This window comes from Pseudomonas sp. 1928-m, assembly GCF_029269135.1.
Lineage (GTDB): Bacteria > Pseudomonadota > Gammaproteobacteria > Pseudomonadales > Pseudomonadaceae > Aquipseudomonas.
The window spans coordinates 91,676-108,865 of record NZ_JARIXO010000002.1; the positions used below are offsets into that span (position 1 = coordinate 91,676).

General features: G+C 60.6%; 17 protein-coding genes and 1 riboswitch. Of the genes, 8 read left to right on the top strand and 9 right to left on the bottom strand.

The window, feature by feature from the left end; all coding sequences use genetic code 11:
- Nucleotides 1-52: 52 nt before the first annotated feature.
- The 3 genes from dnaJ to grpE all read right to left on the bottom strand — a co-directional run bounded on the left by dnaJ (nt 53) and on the right by grpE (nt 3,892).
- Nucleotides 53-1,180: a molecular chaperone DnaJ gene (dnaJ, locus tag P3C18_RS09915; protein WP_275961698.1), complete on the bottom strand. Its 1,128-nt coding sequence runs from the start codon at nt 1,178-1,180 to the stop codon at nt 53-55.
- Between the two features lie 126 nt (nt 1,181-1,306).
- Entirely contained in the window at nt 1,307-3,223 is a 1,917-nt protein-coding gene (gene dnaK / locus P3C18_RS09920) for a molecular chaperone DnaK (RefSeq protein ID WP_090255964.1), read from the bottom strand.
- A gap of 99 nt (nt 3,224-3,322) precedes the next feature.
- Nucleotides 3,323-3,892 carry a nucleotide exchange factor GrpE gene (gene grpE / locus P3C18_RS09925; RefSeq protein ID WP_160088708.1) on the bottom strand — a complete coding sequence of 190 codons (570 nt, stop codon included), beginning with the start codon at nt 3,890-3,892 and terminating at the stop codon, nt 3,323-3,325.
- 156 nt (nt 3,893-4,048) lie between these two features.
- Here grpE and recN point away from each other — a divergent pair, with 156 nt between their 5' ends.
- On the top strand, nt 4,049-5,722 hold the full coding sequence (gene recN, locus P3C18_RS09930; RefSeq protein ID WP_275961699.1) for a DNA repair protein RecN: 1,674 nt from the start codon (nt 4,049-4,051) through the stop codon (nt 5,720-5,722).
- 65 nt (nt 5,723-5,787) lie between these two features.
- Here recN and fur read toward each other — a convergent pair whose 3' ends face one another.
- Nucleotides 5,788-6,192, bottom strand: a complete 405-nt coding sequence (fur, locus tag P3C18_RS09935; RefSeq protein ID WP_136665255.1) for a ferric iron uptake transcriptional regulator — start codon at nt 6,190-6,192, stop codon at nt 5,788-5,790.
- Nucleotides 6,193-6,289: 97 nt separating this feature from the next.
- Between fur and bamE the strand changes: the two genes are divergently transcribed.
- On the top strand, nt 6,290-6,808 hold the full coding sequence (gene bamE, locus P3C18_RS09940) for an outer membrane protein assembly factor BamE (RefSeq protein WP_275961700.1): 519 nt from the start codon (nt 6,290-6,292) through the stop codon (nt 6,806-6,808).
- Nucleotides 6,809-6,883: 75 nt separating this feature from the next.
- Here the strand turns inward: bamE and P3C18_RS09945 are convergent, their stop codons facing one another.
- The 3 genes from P3C18_RS09945 to P3C18_RS09955 are packed head-to-tail and all read right to left on the bottom strand — an operon-like array spanning nt 6,884 to nt 9,069.
- Complete coding sequence (locus tag P3C18_RS09945) at nt 6,884-7,204, bottom strand: RnfH family protein (RefSeq protein WP_275961701.1); 321 nt, start codon at nt 7,202-7,204, stop codon at nt 6,884-6,886.
- Complete coding sequence (locus P3C18_RS09950) at nt 7,197-7,631, bottom strand: type II toxin-antitoxin system RatA family toxin (RefSeq protein WP_275961702.1); 435 nt, start codon at nt 7,629-7,631, stop codon at nt 7,197-7,199. The genes P3C18_RS09945 and P3C18_RS09950 overlap by 8 nt, the downstream gene beginning before the upstream one ends.
- A gap of 34 nt (nt 7,632-7,665) precedes the next feature.
- Nucleotides 7,666-9,069 carry a sodium-dependent transporter gene (locus P3C18_RS09955; protein ID WP_275961703.1) on the bottom strand — a complete coding sequence of 468 codons (1,404 nt, stop codon included), beginning with the start codon at nt 9,067-9,069 and terminating at the stop codon, nt 7,666-7,668.
- 164 nt (nt 9,070-9,233) lie between these two features.
- Here P3C18_RS09955 and smpB point away from each other — a divergent pair, with 164 nt between their 5' ends.
- Nucleotides 9,234-9,716 (top strand): SsrA-binding protein SmpB, encoded by a 483-nt coding sequence (gene smpB / locus P3C18_RS09960; RefSeq protein WP_090255207.1) that lies wholly within the window; start codon nt 9,234-9,236, stop codon nt 9,714-9,716.
- 200 nt (nt 9,717-9,916) lie between these two features.
- On the opposite strand, the gene P3C18_RS09965 is transcribed toward smpB, so the two are convergent.
- The gene (locus P3C18_RS09965; protein ID WP_275961704.1) at nt 9,917-10,546 is read right to left on the bottom strand and encodes a LysE family transporter; all 630 of its coding nucleotides are present in this window, start codon (nt 10,544-10,546) and stop codon (nt 9,917-9,919) included.
- A gap of 82 nt (nt 10,547-10,628) precedes the next feature.
- On the opposite strand from P3C18_RS09965, the gene P3C18_RS09970 reads away from it, so the two are divergent.
- The 4 genes from P3C18_RS09970 to P3C18_RS09985 all read left to right on the top strand — a co-directional run bounded on the left by P3C18_RS09970 (nt 10,629) and on the right by P3C18_RS09985 (nt 13,999).
- A complete protein-coding gene (locus P3C18_RS09970; RefSeq protein WP_275961705.1) occupies nt 10,629-11,594 on the top strand; it encodes a 2-hydroxyacid dehydrogenase in 966 nt (321 codons plus the stop codon).
- A 28-nt stretch (nt 11,595-11,622) separates the two neighbouring features.
- Nucleotides 11,623-12,621 (top strand): class I SAM-dependent methyltransferase, encoded by a 999-nt coding sequence (locus P3C18_RS09975; protein ID WP_275961706.1) that lies wholly within the window; start codon nt 11,623-11,625, stop codon nt 12,619-12,621.
- A gap of 36 nt (nt 12,622-12,657) precedes the next feature.
- Nucleotides 12,658-12,789, top strand: a riboswitch (yybP-ykoY riboswitch).
- Nucleotides 12,790-12,865: 76 nt separating this feature from the next.
- Nucleotides 12,866-13,450 carry a TMEM165/GDT1 family protein gene (locus P3C18_RS09980; protein WP_275961707.1) on the top strand — a complete coding sequence of 195 codons (585 nt, stop codon included), beginning with the start codon at nt 12,866-12,868 and terminating at the stop codon, nt 13,448-13,450.
- A gap of 105 nt (nt 13,451-13,555) precedes the next feature.
- Nucleotides 13,556-13,999 (top strand): ketosteroid isomerase-related protein, encoded by a 444-nt coding sequence (locus P3C18_RS09985; protein WP_275961708.1) that lies wholly within the window; start codon nt 13,556-13,558, stop codon nt 13,997-13,999.
- 54 nt (nt 14,000-14,053) lie between these two features.
- Here P3C18_RS09985 and P3C18_RS09990 read toward each other — a convergent pair whose 3' ends face one another.
- Nucleotides 14,054-14,866, bottom strand: a complete 813-nt coding sequence (locus P3C18_RS09990) for a M48 family metallopeptidase (RefSeq protein WP_275961709.1) — start codon at nt 14,864-14,866, stop codon at nt 14,054-14,056.
- Nucleotides 14,867-15,034: 168 nt separating this feature from the next.
- Between P3C18_RS09990 and P3C18_RS09995 the strand changes: the two genes are divergently transcribed.
- Nucleotides 15,035-17,185: a methyl-accepting chemotaxis protein gene (locus P3C18_RS09995; RefSeq protein ID WP_275961710.1), complete on the top strand. Its 2,151-nt coding sequence runs from the start codon at nt 15,035-15,037 to the stop codon at nt 17,183-17,185.
- Nucleotides 17,186-17,190 lie beyond the last annotated feature (5 nt).

Sequence of the window (17,190 nt, forward strand, 5' to 3'; positions counted from 1 at the left end):
TCGCCACAGGCTGCAGCCGCCGCTCAGCGACCGCGCAGCCTGTCAGCGGGATTTACAGGTCGCCAAAGAAGCGCTTAACGCCTTCGAACCAGCCATTGGCTTWCRGCGAATGCGAGCTGTCGCCTTCCAGGGTTTTGCGGAACTCATCGAGCAATTCGCGCTGACGCTTATCCAGGTGCACCGGGGTTTCCACCGCCACCTTGCACATCAGATCGCCCGCACCACCGCCACGCACGGGCGCGACGCCCTTGCCACGCAAACGGAACATCTTGCCGGTCTGCGTACCTTCCGGGATCTTCAGCTTGACCCGACCATCCAAGGTCGGCACTTCCAGTTCGCCGCCAAGGGCCGCATCAGCAAAGCTGATTGGCACTTCGCAGTACAGGTGCTTACCGTCGCGCTGGAAGATCGCGTGCTCGCGCACATTCACCACCACATACAGGTCGCCCGCCGGGCCGCCCATAGCACCCGCCTCGCCTTCGCCAGACAGACGAATACGGTCGCCGGTATCGACGCCAGCCGGCACTTTTACCGACAGAGTCTTGTGCTCCTCTACCCGGCCATGGCCATGGCAGGAGCCGCACGGGTCGGTGATCATCTTGCCGCTGCCGTGGCAGCGCGGGCAGGTCTGCTGCACCGAGAAGAAGCCCTGCTGCATACGCACCTGGCCAATACCGCCACAGGTGGTACAGGTCACCGGCGTAGTGCCCTTCTTCGCGCCCGAGCCATCGCAAGGTTTGCAATTAACCAAAGTCGGTACGCGAATGGTCACCGTAGTGCCACGCACCGCTTCTTCCAGATCCAGCTCCAGGGTGTAGCGCAAGTCACTGCCGCGCTGTGCGCCGCCCCGCTGACCGCCGCGCCCACCGCCGCCGAAGAAATCACTGAATACATCGCCGAAGATGTCGGAGAAGTTCGCCCCACCCGGGCCGCCACCGCCGCCACCCATTTGCGGGTCGACACCGGCATGCCCGTACTGATCGTAGGCCGAACGTTTGGCCGCATCGGAAAGCACTTCGTAAGCCTCGTTGGCTTCCTTGAACTTCTCTTCGGCGGCTTTATCGTCCGGGTTACGGTCAGGGTGATACTTCATGGCCAGACGGCGGTAGGCTTTTTTCAGCTCCGCTTCGCTGGCGCCGCGCTCGACACCGAGCACCTCGTAAAAATCGCGTTTAGCCATAAGTCTTCAACACCTTTAAATCGTCTACTCCAGACACGCCAACGCGGGAGCAAGCTCCCGCGCGGCGGATCATGCCGAACGCGACTCGCGTCACGCCCGGCCAGAGTGGCATAAGCTTGCGCCTATTTATTTGTTGTCTTTGACCTCTTCGAACTCAGCGTCGACCACGTCGTCGCCTGCGTCCTTGGCTTGCTCAGCACCCGGGGCTTGCGCACCTGGCTGCGGCTGCTCGGCGTACATCTTCTGCGCAAGCGGTGCGGTCACTTCGGACAGCGCGGTCATCTTGGCGTCGATTTCGGCTTTGTCGTCACCCTTGATCGCCACTTCCAGTGCGCTCAATGCGGTTTCGATAGCAGTCTTCTCGTCGGCAGTGGCCTTGTCGCCGGCCTCGGTGATCATCTTGCGGGTGGCGTGCACCAGCTGATCGCCTTGGTTACGTGCGGTCGCCAGCTCTTCGAACTTGCGATCTTCCTCGGCGTTGACTTCGGCATCACGCACCATCTGCTGAATTTCTTCTTCAGACAGACCGGAGTTGGCCTTGATCACGATCGACTGAGTCTTGCCGGTGGCCTTGTCTTTCGCGCCGACGTGCAGAATGCCGTTGGCATCGATATCGAAGGTTACTTCGATCTGCGGTACGCCACGCGGAGCTGGCGGAATCTCGGCCAGGTCGAATTTGCCCAGGGACTTGTTACCGCTGGCTTGCTTGCGCTCGCCCTGCAACACGTGAATGGTCACCGCACCCTGGTTGTCGTCGGCAGTCGAGAATACTTGCGATTTCTTGGTCGGAATCGTGGTGTTTTTCTCGATCAGCGCAGTCATCACGCCGCCCATGGTTTCGATACCCAGGGTCAGCGGCGATACGTCGAGCAGCAGCACGTCTTTCACATCGCCCGACAGTACCGCGCCCTGGATAGCAGCACCCATGGCCACAGCTTCGTCCGGGTTGACGTCTTTACGCGCTTCTTTACCGAAGAAATCGGTCACCAGCTTCTGCACCAGCGGCATGCGGGTCTGACCGCCGACCAGGATCACGTCGTTGATCGCACCGATGTCGATACCGGCGTCTTTCAGCGCGATACGGCAAGGCTCGATAGTGCGCTGCACCAGGTCTTCAACCAGCGACTCCAGCTTGGCGCGGGAAATCTTCACGTTGAGGTGCTTAGGACCGGTGGCGTCTGCAGTGATGTACGGCAGGTTGACGTCGGTCGACTGGCTCGAGGACAGCTCGATCTTGGCTTTCTCTGCGGCTTCTTTCAGGCGCTGCATAGCCAGCGGGTCACCCTTGAGGTTCATGCCGCTTTCTTTCTTGAACTCGTCAACGAGGTAGTCGATCAGACGAATGTCGAAGTCTTCACCACCGAGGAAGGTGTCACCGTTGGTGGCCAACACTTCGAACTGGTGCTCGCCGTCAACTTCAGCGATCTCGATCACCGACACGTCGAAGGTACCGCCACCCAGGTCATAAACGATCACGGTGTGATCGCCCTTGGCCTTGTCCATACCGTACGCCAGAGCGGCTGCGGTCGGCTCGTTGATGATGCGTTTGACGTCCAGGCCAGCGATGCGGCCGGCGTCTTTGGTCGCCTGACGCTGGCTGTCGTTGAAGTAGGCCGGCACGGTGATAACCGCTTCGGTCACTGGCTCGCCGAGGTAGTCTTCGGCGGTCTTCTTCATCTTCTTCAGAATTTCAGCCGAAATTTGCGGCGGCGCCATCTTCTGGCCGTTCACTTCAACCCAGGCGTCACCGTTGTCCGCCTTGGCGATCTTGTACGGCACCATTTGGATGTCTTTCTGCACGACGTCTTCTTCAAAACGACGACCGATCAGACGCTTTACCGCATACAGGGTGTTATGCGGATTGGTCACGGCCTGACGCTTGGCCGACTGGCCGACGAGGATTTCACCGTCGTTGGCATACGCGATGATCGACGGCGTAGTACGCGCGCCTTCAGCGTTTTCGATAACTTTAGCGACACCGTTTTCCAGAACCGAGACGCACGAGTTGGTGGTCCCCAGGTCGATACCAATAATTTTGCCCATCTTCACTCTCCCGAAACTTTGATAATCCCGCCGCTGATCGTTGCCAGCGGCGGTAGCACTAAAACGCTTGACTGTTTAATGGGGGCAGCTCGGCGAATTTCAAGCCTGCTCATCGATCGATGGCGGCGCTTCTACCGGCGCCTTGCTGACCACCACCATGGCGGGGCGCAGCAGACGACCATTGAGCATGTAGCCCTTCTGGAACACTTTGAGCACGCTGTTAGGCTCGACGCTGGTGCTTTCCTGCATCGCCATCGCCTGATGGTGCTCGGCGTTGAACGGCGCGCCATGCGGGTCAATGGCTTCCAACTGGTGACGCTTGAGGGTGTCGCCGAACAGCTTGAGCGTCAGCTCCATGCCCTCACGTACTGCCTTGATCGCCTCATCATCAGGATTCGACAGCTCAAGGCCGCGCTCCAGGCTATCCACCACCGGCAACAGGTCGTTGGCGAATTTCTCCAGAGCGAATTTGTGCGCCTTCTCTACATCCTGCTCGGCGCGGCGACGCACGTTCTGCAGATCGGCAGCCATGCGCAGCGACTGATCCTGCGCAGTGGCCAGTTGCTCTTCCAGCGCTTGCACGCGGGCAACCAGGTCATCGCCCGCAGCCGCTTCGGCAGCTGTTTGTACATCGGGGTTCTGCGTATCCAGGGTCTGTTCGTCAGCCATGCGTCTCTCCTCTTATAAATCCGACGCGAGCCTCAACTCACGTACCTGACCGCTATATGGGGTCAAAAAATCTGGTTTCAAGGACAGCAGACGGATTGTCAGCCCACAAAAAAACACTGTATAAATAACCAGACATGAACTTGGGAGGCCCTCGCCATGCTGGTGCACCTGTCCGTACACAACTACGCCATCGTTGAACACCTTGATCTAGAGCTGGACGCCGGCATGAGCGTGATCAGCGGGGAAACCGGTGCCGGCAAGTCGATCATGCTCGACGCCCTCGGCCTGACCCTGGGTGATCGCGCCGACAGCGGCGTGGTGCGCCCCGGCGCAGACAAGGCGGACATCCTCGCCAGCTTCGACCTGCACGACATCCCCGAAGCCCGCGCCTGGCTGGCCGAGCGTGATCTGGACAATGACGGCCCGTGCATCCTGCGCCGGGTAATCACCGCCGAAGGCCGCTCGCGTGGCTATATCAATGGTTCACCCTGCCCACAAGGCGACCTCAAGGCCCTGGGCGAGCTGCTGATCGACATCCACAGCCAGCATGAGCACCAATCCCTGCTCAAGCCCGACACCCACCGCCGCCTGCTCGACGAATACGCCGGCAGCCAGGAACTGGCGCGCCAGGTGCAGCTCGCCGCACAGCGCTGGAAGCAGACCAAGAACGAGCTGGAACGGGTTTCCAGCATCGGCGACGAACAGCGCGCGCGTCATCAACTGCTCAGCTACCAGCTGGAAGAACTCGACAACCTGGCCCTCGGCGAAGACGAGCTGGACAACCTGGAGCAGGAACACAAGAACCTGACCAACGCGGAAAGCCTGCTCAGCGCCTGCCGCCTGGTGATTGAGCAATGCAGCGAGAACGACGCCGGCAACGTTCTATCAGCCCTGACCAGCAGCCTTAATCGCCTCAGCGCCTTCCAAGGCCAACCCGGCGCATTGAGTGAAGCCACCAACCTGCTGGCCAGCGCGCAAATCCAGGTGGAAGAAGCGGTCGGCGAGCTGAACCGTTTTCTCGACCATTTCGACGCCGACCCCGAACGCTTGCAGCAGATGGAAGAACGCCTGGACGCGATCTACACCCTGGCGCGCAAGCACCGCATCCAACCGACCGAGTTGGGTGCTATGCAACAACAGCTATTCGAGGAGCTGGAAAGCCTTAACGCAGACGATCAGGCCGCCGAACGCCTGAGCGACGAACTGGCCGCCTTCGAACGGCATTACCAGGAAAAAGCAGCGGAACTCAGCACCCTGCGCAACAACGCCGCCAGTCAGCTGGCCAGCGCAGTCGAGCAGGAAATGCAGACCCTGGGCATGCCTGGCGGGCGTTTCAACATCAAGCTGAGCGCCAACAGCAACAGCGAGCCGCACCCCAACGGCCTGGAGCAGCTGGAATTTCTGGTCAGCGCCAACCCTGGCCAGCCGTTGAAGGCCCTGGCCAAGGTCGCCTCGGGCGGCGAGCTATCACGCATCAGCCTGGCGATTCAGGTGATCACCGCACAAACCTCGCGGGTACCGACGTTGGTATTCGATGAAGTCGACGTCGGCATCGGCGGCCCCACCGCCGAAGTGGTCGGCCAGCTACTGCGCCGCCTCGGTGAACGAGGCCAGGTACTCACCGTCACCCACCTGCCGCAAGTTGCCGCGCAAGGCCACCAGCACCTGTTCGTGCACAAGGTGCGCGAAAGCGATGCCACCCGCACCGCAGTCAGCAAACTGAGCCCGGCACAGCGGGTCGAGGAAATCGCGCGCATGCTCGGCGGCGTCGACCTCACCGAAGAATCCCTGGCCCACGCCCGACAGATGGTTGGCAGCGCCCAGGCCTGATTGCCCAGGCCGTAGAAAGCACAAAGGCGACCCGAGGGTCGCCTTTGTTATGCCTGCTGCATCAATCAGGTTTTCTTGCGCACATACAGCACAAGATTGTGATCGACCAGTTCGAAACCGTGTTCTTTGACGATTTCCTTCTGGCGTTTTTCGATCTCGGCATCGAAGAACTCGATCACCTCACCAGAGTCGACACAGACCATATGGTCGTGATGGCCGCTGTCCGCCAATTCGAAGACCGCATGACCGCCATCGAAGTTGTGGCGAACCACCAGGCCTGCCGCTTCGAACTGGGTCAGTACGCGGTACACCGTCGCCAAACCTACGTCGTCACCCGCCTCCATAAGTGCCTTGTAGACATCTTCAGCACTCATGTGACGCTGACCGGCAGAGTCGAGCATTTGCAGTATCTTGACCCGTGGCAGGGTCACTTTCAGGCCAGCCTTGCGTAGTTCGCTATTTTCAACCATGGTCTGCTTTCTCACGGAAGCGGCTTCGCAGCTTCCTTTATTGCGGGTATGATCCGGGGTTATATTGCCCAGCCAAGATAGTGGAAGTCGCCCACCGATGCAAAAAACCAAACTCCTGCTGACCAGCCTCACCCTTACGGGGCTACTCGCACTCGCCGGTTGTTCATTCCCCGGGGTTTATAAAATCGACATCCAACAGGGCAATGTCGTCACGCAGGACATGATAGACCAGTTGCGCCCGGGAATGACCCGCCGGCAAGTGCGGTTTATCATGGGCAACCCCCTGCTCACTGACACCTTTCACGCCAATCGCTGGGATTACCTGTACAGCATCCAGCCGGGCGGCGGTAAGCGCCTGCAGGAACGCGTGAGCGTGAACTTCAACGCCGATGATCAACTGGTTGGCCTGTCTGGCGACTTTATGCCGGGCGTCAGCCGCGACCAGGCCATCCTGGGCGAAGACAGCGGCGTTACCACCCCGCAAGCCACTCAGCAGCCGCAGGTTGAAGAGAAACCCGCTCCAGGCTCGCTGCTTGAGCAGATTCAGCGCGAAGTGGACGACGTGAAAGTCGTGCCGGTGCCAACCCCAGAGCCTCTGGAAAGCACACCGCAGTAACATTTGCTGATAAAAAAGCCCGGACTAGTCCGGGCTTTTTTATACCTGCATCTCTGCAAATCACACTTTCAGCACTTACTGTCCGGCATCTTCTGCCTTGGCTTGCGCCGCTTTGGCCGCACGCTGCTTGCGTACTTCTTTCGGGTCGGCAATCAGCGGACGGTAGATTTCCACCCGCTCACCGTCTTCCAGCACACGCTCGTCGGGCTTGCTCACTGCCTTGCCGAAAATACCCAGCGGACTGTTGTGCAGATCCAGATCGGCAAAGTGCGCCTGCATCCCGGACTGCACCGCCGCCTGCCGCACCGTGGTGCCGTAGGGCAGGCTCAGACGCAGCAGCTTCTGCTTGTCGGCCAGGGCATAGACCACCTCGACCACGATATTCGGCTTATCCATAGAGTTGTTTAGCCCTTTGGCAGAATGCATCGACCAAGGTATTGGTAGCCTGATTGAACAGTGGCCCAAGGGTCGCCCGCACCAGCGGCCCGGCGTAGTCAAAGGTTAGATCCAGGCTGATCTTGCAGGCCTTGTCGCCCAGCGCCTTGAACTCCCAATGCCCATACAGCTGAGTAAACGGCCCCTCGACCAGGGTCAGCTTGATCAACTCGCCCGGCACCAGCGTGTTAGCCGTGACAAAACGCTGACTCAGCCCACCCTTGGCCACCGCAAGGCTGGCGCGCATATGCGTATCGCTTGATTCAAGCACTTCACTGGCCGAACACCAGGGCAGGAACTGCGGGTAACTGGCCACATCATTGACCAGATCAAACAGCGCCCGCGCCGGGTAAGGCAACAGCGCCGAACGCTGAATATGAGTACTCATAACGCAACCACTTGGCTAAACAGGAGGCAGGCGATCATTTGCTCAGCTCTGCGATAAACACGATCAGCACGCCAATCGGCGCGACCACACGAATCAACCAGTACACCACGTTGAACAGCAGCGGGCTTTTCATCGCCAGCTCTTCACGCACCGCCTCACGCTTAAGCACCCAACCGGCGAATATGGCGAATGCCAGGCCGCCGAACGGCAACAGAATACGACTGGTTAGGTAATCGATGGTGTCGAAGAAATTCCGCCCACCCTCTGCGCCCCACTGGAACAGGTGGAAACCATCCTCGCCGAAGACAAAGAACTTCGCTTCAGCCCCCACATTAAAGGACAGCACCGTGCCCATGCCGACCGCCCAGCAGAGGAACGCCAGCACGCTGGTCACCAGCACGCGGCTGCGCTTGCTGCGCTCAACCAGGTAGGCCACCGCCGGCTCCAGCATGGAGATCGACGAGGTCCAGGCCGCGATCAGCACCAGAATAAAGAACAGCGTACCCATCACCTGGCCAAAGGCGATATTGCCGAACGCCACCGGCAGGGTGACAAACATCAGCCCCGGCCCTGCGCCAGGCTCCAGACCACCGGCGAAGACAATCGGAAACAGCGCCATGCCAGCGGTAAGGGCCACCAAGGTATCGAGAATGCCGACAGTGAGAATGGTGCCGCCAATCGAGGCGTTCTTCGGCATATACGAGCCATAAACCATGATCGCGCCCACACCGACGCTCAGGGTAAAGAAGGCATGGCCCATGGCGGCCAGCACACCATCGAGCACGCGGTCCGGCTGGAAATCGAATAGAAAGTGAAAGCCCTGCATAAAGTGCCCGGTGGTCATGCTGTAACCCAGCAGCACCAGTAGCAGCACGAACAGCAGCGGCATCATGATGCGCAGGCTGCGCTCAAGGCCGGCCACCACGCCACGGGCGATGACAAAGCCAGTCAGCAGCATAAACAGCGTATGCCACAGGGTCAGCCGCCAGGGATCAGCCGTCAGCGCACCAAACGCCGCGCCAGCGCCCTCGGCACTCACACCCGCAAACTGCCCGCCGCCCATGCTGAGGATGTAATCCAGCGACCAGCCGGCCACCACGCTGTAAAACGACAGAATCAGCAGCGCGGCAACCATCCCCACCAGCGCAGCCCAGGACCATTTCGGTGAAGCGCCCGACTCGATAGCCAGGGTTTTGAGGGTATTCACCGGGCTCTGCCGGCCGCGCCGACCGATCAGGGTTTCGGCGAGCATGATCGGCAAGCCGACCATAAAGATGCACACCAGGTACATCATCACGAAAGCCCCGCCGCCGTACATGCCGGTCATATAGGGGAACTTCCAGATATTGCCCAGCCCGACGGCCGAACCGGTCGCCGCCAGAATAAACACCCAACGACTGGCCCAGGCGCCGTGTATCGAAACCTTATCGTTCGCCATGCTCGGCTAGCCTGCTCTATTGAAAAAGATCGCGCATTGTCGGGGATTCGCCAGGGCGGCTCAAGCGCAGCCGACGCCGCGCAGCACCAGGCGCCTGGCAAAGCTGATTTTGCCTTGCTGCACACATAGCGCCCGCGCCAGTGACTCCCTATAATGCGCGCCCTATGGCTAAACAAAAGAAACACCCGCAAGGCACCATCGCGCAAAACAAGAAGGCGATGCACGACTACTTCGTCGAATCCAGGTTCGAGGCAGGCTTGGTCCTGGCTGGCTGGGAAGTAAAAAGTCTGCGCGCCGGCAAGGCCCAGTTGGTCGACAGCTATGTGCTGCTGAAGAACGACGAGGCCTGGCTGATGGGCTGCCACATCACCCCACTGACGGCGGCCAGCACCCATGTGATCGCTGACCCGACGCGCACCCGCAAACTGCTGCTGAATAAACGCGAGCTGGACAAGCTGTTCGGCGCCGTCCAGCAAAAAGGCTATGCCTGTGTGGCCATGTCGATTTACTGGAAGGCGCACCTGATCAAGTGCGAGATTGCCCTGGCCAAGGGTAAGAAGGACTTCGACAAACGCCACACCGAGAAAGAACGCGACGCCGACCGCGAAGTGCAGCGCGCTATGCGCAGCAAAGGCAAAGACGAGTAAGAACCTGTTTTTAATCTGCTACGCGTCGGCCCTGCGGCGTTAAAAACAGGCTCGGAATGCTCATGTACGACAGTACACTCCGCTTCCTCGCCTGTTTTTGCCTTGCAGGACTCTAGCTCGCGAGATCGAAAATAGGTTCTAAGCACTGCCTCCAAACAAAACGCCCCGCAATGCGGGGCGTTTTTGTTACTGCGCTCGACTCAGCGCAACTCGCTAAACGCCAGCTTAACGCCCAAGCCCACCAGCACCGCGCCCATCAAGCGATCAAACCAGTGCCCCATGCGCGCAAAACCGGCACGCACCCGCTGGTGGCTGAACAGCTGCGCGACCATACAAAACCACAGCGCCGTGGCCACCGCCAGGTATACGCCATAGCCTGCCTGCACCGGCAGCGGCGTATGCGGGTTGATCACCACGGTAAACAGCGACAGGAAAAACAGCGTGGCCTTGGGGTTCAGGCCATTGGTCACAAAACCGGCGACAAAGGCCGCACGCGGCGTGCGCTCACCCTCACCCAGGCTCAACTCGGCGTCGCTCGGGCTGGCCGGCTTGGCCCGCAGCGCACGGATGCCGATATACAGCAGATAGCCCGCCGCGAGCCACTTCAGAGCGTTGAACAGCACAATCGACTGCGACACGATCAAGCCGATCCCCAGCAGCGAATAGGCCACATGGATAAAAATCCCACAGCCCACACCAATCGCACTGAATATGCCGGCACGCCGCCCGTGCGCGACACTCTCGCGCACCACAATCGCGAAATCCGGGCCAGGGCTGGCCACAGCCAGCAAGTGAATCAGGGCCACAGCTAAAAACTCGGTCCAGTACATGGGGCGGCTCCGCGACGTCGAAATGATTCTGTTAGGCTCGCCACCTTACTCCCCGCCCAAACCCGCAGGATAGATACAGCTGATGAGTAACAGTCACCGCGCCGTCTTTCTCGACCACAGTTCACTCGACCTGGGCGACCTCGACCTGTCCAGCCTGAGCGGCTGCTTTGCTGACCTGCAGCTGTATCCACACAGCACCCAGGCACAAACCATCGAACGCCTGCAGGGCGTGCAGGTGGCGATCAGCAACAAGGTGCCGCTGAATGCCGAGGTGTTCGCCGCCTGCCCGGAGCTGAAGCTGGTGTTGGTGGCCGCCACCGGCACCAACCCGATTGACCTGGCCGCCGCCCGCGCCCATGGCGTCAGCGTGAGTAACTGCCAGGGTTACGGCACACCCTCGGTGGCGCAACACACCCTGATGTTGCTACTGGCGCTGGCCACCCGCCTGCCCGATTACCAACGCGACGTTCGCGCCGGCCACTGGCAACAGGCACAGCAGTTCTGCCTGCTCGATTACCCGATCGTCGAACTGCACGGCAAAACCCTCGGCCTGCTCGGTCATGGTGAACTGGGCGGCGCAGTCGCCAAACTCGCCGAAGCCTTTGGCATGCGCGTGCTGCTCGGCCAGCTACCCGGCCGCCCTGCCCGTGCCGACCGCCTGTCACTGGATGAGTTGCTGCCCCAGGTCGATGCGCTGACCCTGCATTGCCCGCTGAACAGTGACACCCTGAACCTGATCGATGCCCGCGAACTCAGCCTGATGAAGCCCAGCGCCTTTCTGATCAATACCGCCCGCGGCGGCCTGATCAACGAACAGGCCCTGGCCGACGCGCTGCGCGCCGGCCACCTGGGCGGCGCGGCAACCGACGTGCTGACTCAGGAGCCGCCAAAAGACGGCAATCCCTTGCTCGCCGCCGATATTCCAAGACTGATCATCACCCCGCACAGCGCCTGGGGCAGCCGCGAAGCGCGGCAACGCATCGTCAGCCAGCTAAGTGAAAACGCTTTGGCATTCTTCAACGGCGCGCCTATGCGCGTTGTCAGCTAAGCTACGCGACTTTTTTCGAGGAGCGCTTATGGACCCGCGAAGCGAAGTACTGCTGCGCCAAGCCGATCTATTCAACGGCCCGCTGCTGCTTGCCGGTTTGCCGGCGGATGACCTGCTCGGTCGACTCCCTGAAGCCCACGGTTGGAGCTGGCATGCCGGTGAGCACGGGCTGCTGGACGCCCGCTTCAGCAATCGCTGCCACTTTGGCACCCAGCCTGGCGAGCGCGACTTGCACGCAGCTGTGCTGTTTCTGCCGAAATCCCGCGAGCTGACCGAATACCTGCTCAATGCTCTGGCGGCGCGCCTGAATGGCCGTGAGCTGTTTCTCGTGGGTGAAAAGCGCGCCGGTATTGAACGCGCCGCCAAGCAGCTGGCGAGCTTCGGCCATTCACGCAAGCTCGACAGCGCACGGCACTGTCAACTCTGGCAGGTACGGGTTGAGCACAGCCCCGCCACACTGGATCTGCACAGCCTGGCGCAACGCTACGAGCTAGCCCTGGCCGACGGCCCACTGCAGGTACTCAGCCTGCCCGGCGTATTCAGCCATGGCCGCCTGGACGTAGGCAGCGCGCTATTGCTTGAACACCTCGACGGTTTACCCAGCGGGCATATTCTGGATTTCGGCTGCGGGGCCGGCGTGCTCGGCGCAGCGCTGAAGCGCCGCTACCCGGACAGCCAGATCACCTTGCTGGATGTCGACGCCTTTGCCGTCGAAAGCAGCCGCCTGACCCTGACGGCCAATGGCTTGCAGGCTGAGGTCATCAATGGCGACGGCATCGATGCCGCGCCCACCGGTCTGAGCGCGATCCTCAGCAACCCGCCCTTTCACCAGGGCGTACATACCCACTACCAGGCCACCGAGCACCTGCTGCGCCAAGCCAGCCAGCACTTGGCCAGCAAAGGTGAACTGCGCCTGGTCGCCAACAGCTTTCTCAAATACCCGCCGCTGATCGAACAGCACCTCGGCGCCTGCCAGACCCTGGCCGACGCCAAAGGCTTTCGCATCTACCGCGCCAGCAAAGGCTAAACGGGACTTGCCCTATCACGGATGCGCGGGCAGAATGCGCGCGTCCTAGGGGAGTAGTCTCCCGCGAGCGCCAGCTCGCCCGGCACGCGTCAACATACTTGCTCAACAGAGCATGGCGCGTGCGACCCAAGGCCCTCTTAGAGAGGCCTGCGGTTTGACAAGACCTATGACACGCACACCTTACCCGGGGCGGGAAGGCTGTACGTGTCATAGCAATGTCGACCCGCCCCTTTAGGAAAGCCTGATGCTCGAATCCCTGTTTGTCCCCACCTTTATCGTGGCCTTGGCCGAAATCGGCGACAAGACGCAGCTGCTCGCGCTATTGCTGGCTGCACGCTTTCGCAAACCCTGGCCGATCATCTGCGGCATTGTGGTCGCCACCCTGGCCAACCATTTCGCCGCCGGCGCGATTGGCAACTGGGTTGCCAGCTTCTTCTCCCCCGCCACCTTGAGCTGGACGCTCGCCGCCAGCTTTGTTGCCGTAGCGCTGTGGACGTTGATCCCGGACAAACTGGATGACGATGAAAGCTCCAAGTTCAAGCGCTACGGGCCGTTCCTGACGACCTTGATTGCCTTCTTCCTTGCAGAAATGGGCGACAAGACCCAGGTCGCTACGGTGATGCTGGCCGCGCAATACCCGCACTTTATCCTGGTGGTGATCGGCACCACCCTGGGCATGCTGATCGCCAACGTACCAGTGGTACTGGTGGGTAATTTTGCGGCTGAACGCTTGCCACTGACGCTAATTCGCCGCCTGGCCGCCTGCGCCTTTGCCGCACTGGCCGTGTATGCGGGGTACCAAGCACTGAAGTTCAGCGGGCTGATTTGACATCAAGTTGACGCCAGGACACTGGCGTTTCGGCCAATACACCGGCTTCCAGACGGCTGCTACAGTGCGCAACATCCTGCCCACTCAGCCGTCAGGGAGACACCTATGTCACTGGATGATCGGAAAAAGCTGGTACGCCACCATATCGACCTGTCGTGGAACAAAGGCCGCACAGCCCTTGCCGAGCAGCTGCATAGCAAAGACTTTCTCTACAAGAGCTCGTTTATCGGCAGGCCGCTGACCAGCCCGGCATTTGCCCAGATGGTGCAGGACATCCGTCACGCCATGCCGGACCTGCAGGTGGTGGTCGAAGAATGCATCGCTGAGGGCAACAAGGTCGTTACCTGGAGCACCCTGATCGGCACCATCCAGAAGCCCGCGCTCGGCTACCCGCCCAGCGACAAGGTACTGAGCATTTCGGCCATGGCCTTCTGGACCATTACCCCAAGCAATGAAATTCAGGAAATCTGCACCATGTTCGACATGGAAAGCTTCCGCTCGCAACTGGGCCTGGCCACCCAGCCCTTTGCTGCCAAGGCATTGCCCTGAACAAATCACGCTCAACAAAAAGCCCCCAATCGGGGGCTTTTTGTTTACCGCGCTTTAGCGCGCCTGTTCATACAACGGCATCACCTTGGGAATCGCCGCCTGCAGAGAAGCGATTCGGCTGCTCGACGAGGGGTGGGTGCTCATAAACTCAGGCGGTGCACCTTCGCTGGCGGCGGCCATTTTCTGCCACAGGCTGACTGCGGCATTAGGGTTGTAGCCGCCACGGGCGGCCAGTTCCAGGCCGATCAGATCAGCCTCGTTCTCATTGCCACGGCTGTTCGGCAACATCATGCCGTACTGCACGGCTGCATCGGCCAGCGCCAAGCTGTCGGAGCCCAGACCGAGCAAGGCACCCGCGCCTTGTTTCGCCAACTCGACACCATAGGCCTTGGACATCGCTTCACGGCTGTGCTCGCGCAGGGCGTGGGCCATTTCGTGGCCCATGATCGCGGCGATCTCATCGTCGGTGAGCTTCAGCTTTTCGATGATCCCGCTGTAGAAAATGATCTTGCCGCCTGGGCCGCAGTTGGCATTCAGCTCAGGGCTCTTGATCAGGTTGACCTCCCACTGCCACTGCGCCGAATCCGGACGGAACAGCGGGGCATGCTTGATCAGGCGATCGGCAATGGTGCGCAGGCGTTTGGCGTTATTGCTGGTTTTATCCAGCACGCCCTTGCTGGACGCCTCGCCGAGGGTCTGCTGATAAGACTGCGCATACATCTGATTGACCTCTTGGGTCGAGAGCATGCTGAACATGTACTGCTTGCGCTCAACACCTACGGCGCCGCCGCTGGTGGTGTTCACCGCCTGGCATCCCGCCAGCAACAGGGCCGTGCTCAACGCGGCGAGGGGTAACAATTTGGCCATGTTAATACTCCTTATGAAAACTGCGACATCCTAGGCGGCTGAGCAGCGACGGACAACTACAAGCTTGCTCAATGCCCGTAAGCAATCTTTAGTTAGACAGGCGATTAAGGATTTTCTCCCCGGCGGCCGATAAGCAGTCACGGCAACTCTTTCCTGTGTGGAGCTTCCATGAAATTTCGCTCGATCCAGACCACCATTGCCACTCTCGCCGGGGCCAGCATCCTGGCCATCGTCGTAGCCCTGATTCTCTATGCACTGTACGCCAGCGGCCGCAGCCAGGAACTGACCCAGGCGCGCACCCAGGGCCTGCTTGAGCAGGTGATCAAACAACGCCTGAGCGCTCTGGCGTACACACAGACGCTGCAGATCCAGGCCGAGTTGGAATACCCGTTGATGATCACCGCCGAGCTGGCCAACACCAGCCGTCTACTTGGCCTGAAGAGTGAGGACGGCAGTGCCATGCTCTCCATGAGCCGCGAAGAGCTCAACAACCTGGCCCGCGAAATCCTGGTGCAACACCCTAAATTGCTTGGCTCCTATATCGGCTGGGCCGTCAACGGCCTGGATGACAGCGACGCCATCTACGCTGGCATCGGCAATCCGGCGGTTAACGAAAGCGGCCGCTTTATTCCCTGGTGGTACCGCAACGATGACGGCAGCCTGGCCCAGGAGCTACTGACCGACCTGGAGAACGAGAAGCCGCTACCCACCGGCGTACGCGCTGGCGAGTATTACCTATGCCCACGCGATGCGAAGAAGGCCTGCGTGATCGACCCGGCGCCTTATGAAATGGGCGGCAAGATGGTGATGCTGGCGTCGTTCGTCAGCCCAATTCTTATCGACGGCACCTTCAAGGGCATGGTCGGCGCCGATCTGGGCGTCAACTTTATCCAGGACCTGCTGGTCAACGCAGACAATCAGCTGTACGACGGCGCAGGTGAAATGGCGCTGATCTCAAGCCACGGCCGCCTGGTGGCATCCACCCAGGCACCAGACAAACTGGGCAGCCCTGCCACCGAACTGCTGGATGCCAACGAGCTGGAAAACCTCAAGCAGTTGCAACCTGGGCAGATCATCTACGACATCCACCACGAGGCTAATCCAGCCGAGAGCCATATCGAGCTGTTCCTCTCCTTCGGCATAGGTGACACCGACGCGCGCTGGACCCTGATGCTGGTCTTGCCGCTCGACACCGTAATGGCCGAATTGCAGCAATTGCATGGTGACCTCACCAATCAGCGGCAAGCTGACACCCTGAATATGACCCTGGTCGGCCTGCTGATTGCCGCGCTAGGCCTACTGGTGATCTGGCTGGTCAGCCGCGGTATCGCCAAGCCACTGAAGCAGATGGTGAGCATGCTTGACGACATCGCTCAGGGCGAGGGTGATCTGACCCGCCGCCTGGAGGTGAACCGCAGCGACGAACTTGGCGATATCGCCAAGGGCTTCAATACCTTCCTCGGCAAACTGCAAAGCATGATTACCCAGGTGGTCAGCTCGGTGCAGAAGGTCAGCGACTCCTCCGAGCACACCGCTGACATCGCCATCCGCACCAACACCGGTGTGCAGAAACAGCTGGCGGAGATCGAACTGGTCGCCACCGCCGTGCATGAAATGACCGCCACCGCTCAGGACGTGGCACGCAACGCCACCCATGCCGCCGAGGCCGCCAACCATGCGGATCGCGCGGCCAATCAGGGCAAGCAGACGGTGCAGCACACCGCCGAGGCGATTGCCGCCCTGGCGCAGGAAATTGGTCGCGCGGTCACCGTGGTGCAAACCCTGGCCAAGGACAGCGAGAACATCAATGCCATCCTGGTAGCCATTCGCGGGATTGCCGAGCAAACCAACCTGCTCGCGCTCAACGCTGCCATCGAGGCCGCCCGCGCTGGGGAACAGGGCCGTGGTTTTGCCGTGGTGGCCGACGAGGTGCGCAACCTGGCGCAGAAAACCCAGAAGGCCACCGAAGAAATCCAGACCATGATCCAGCAGCTGCAACAGGGCACGCGCGACGTGGTCAAGGTGATGGAGGACAGTCAGGGCAAGACCGAGGTCAGCGTGCAACAGGCCAGCCAAGCCGCCGAGGCGCTGGAATCGATCACTCAGGCGGTATCGGTGATCAACGACATGAACACGCAGATCGCCAGCGCCGCCGAAGAACAAAGCGCGGTGGCCGAAGACATCAACCGCAACGTCACCAATATCGGCCAGGTGGCCAATGAAGTGGCCGGCGGCGCCGACGAAGCCAGCCAGGCCAGTGCCGAACTGACCAAGCTGGCCGAACAGCAGCGTCGGCTGATCAACCAGTTCAGGGTCTGATCTGG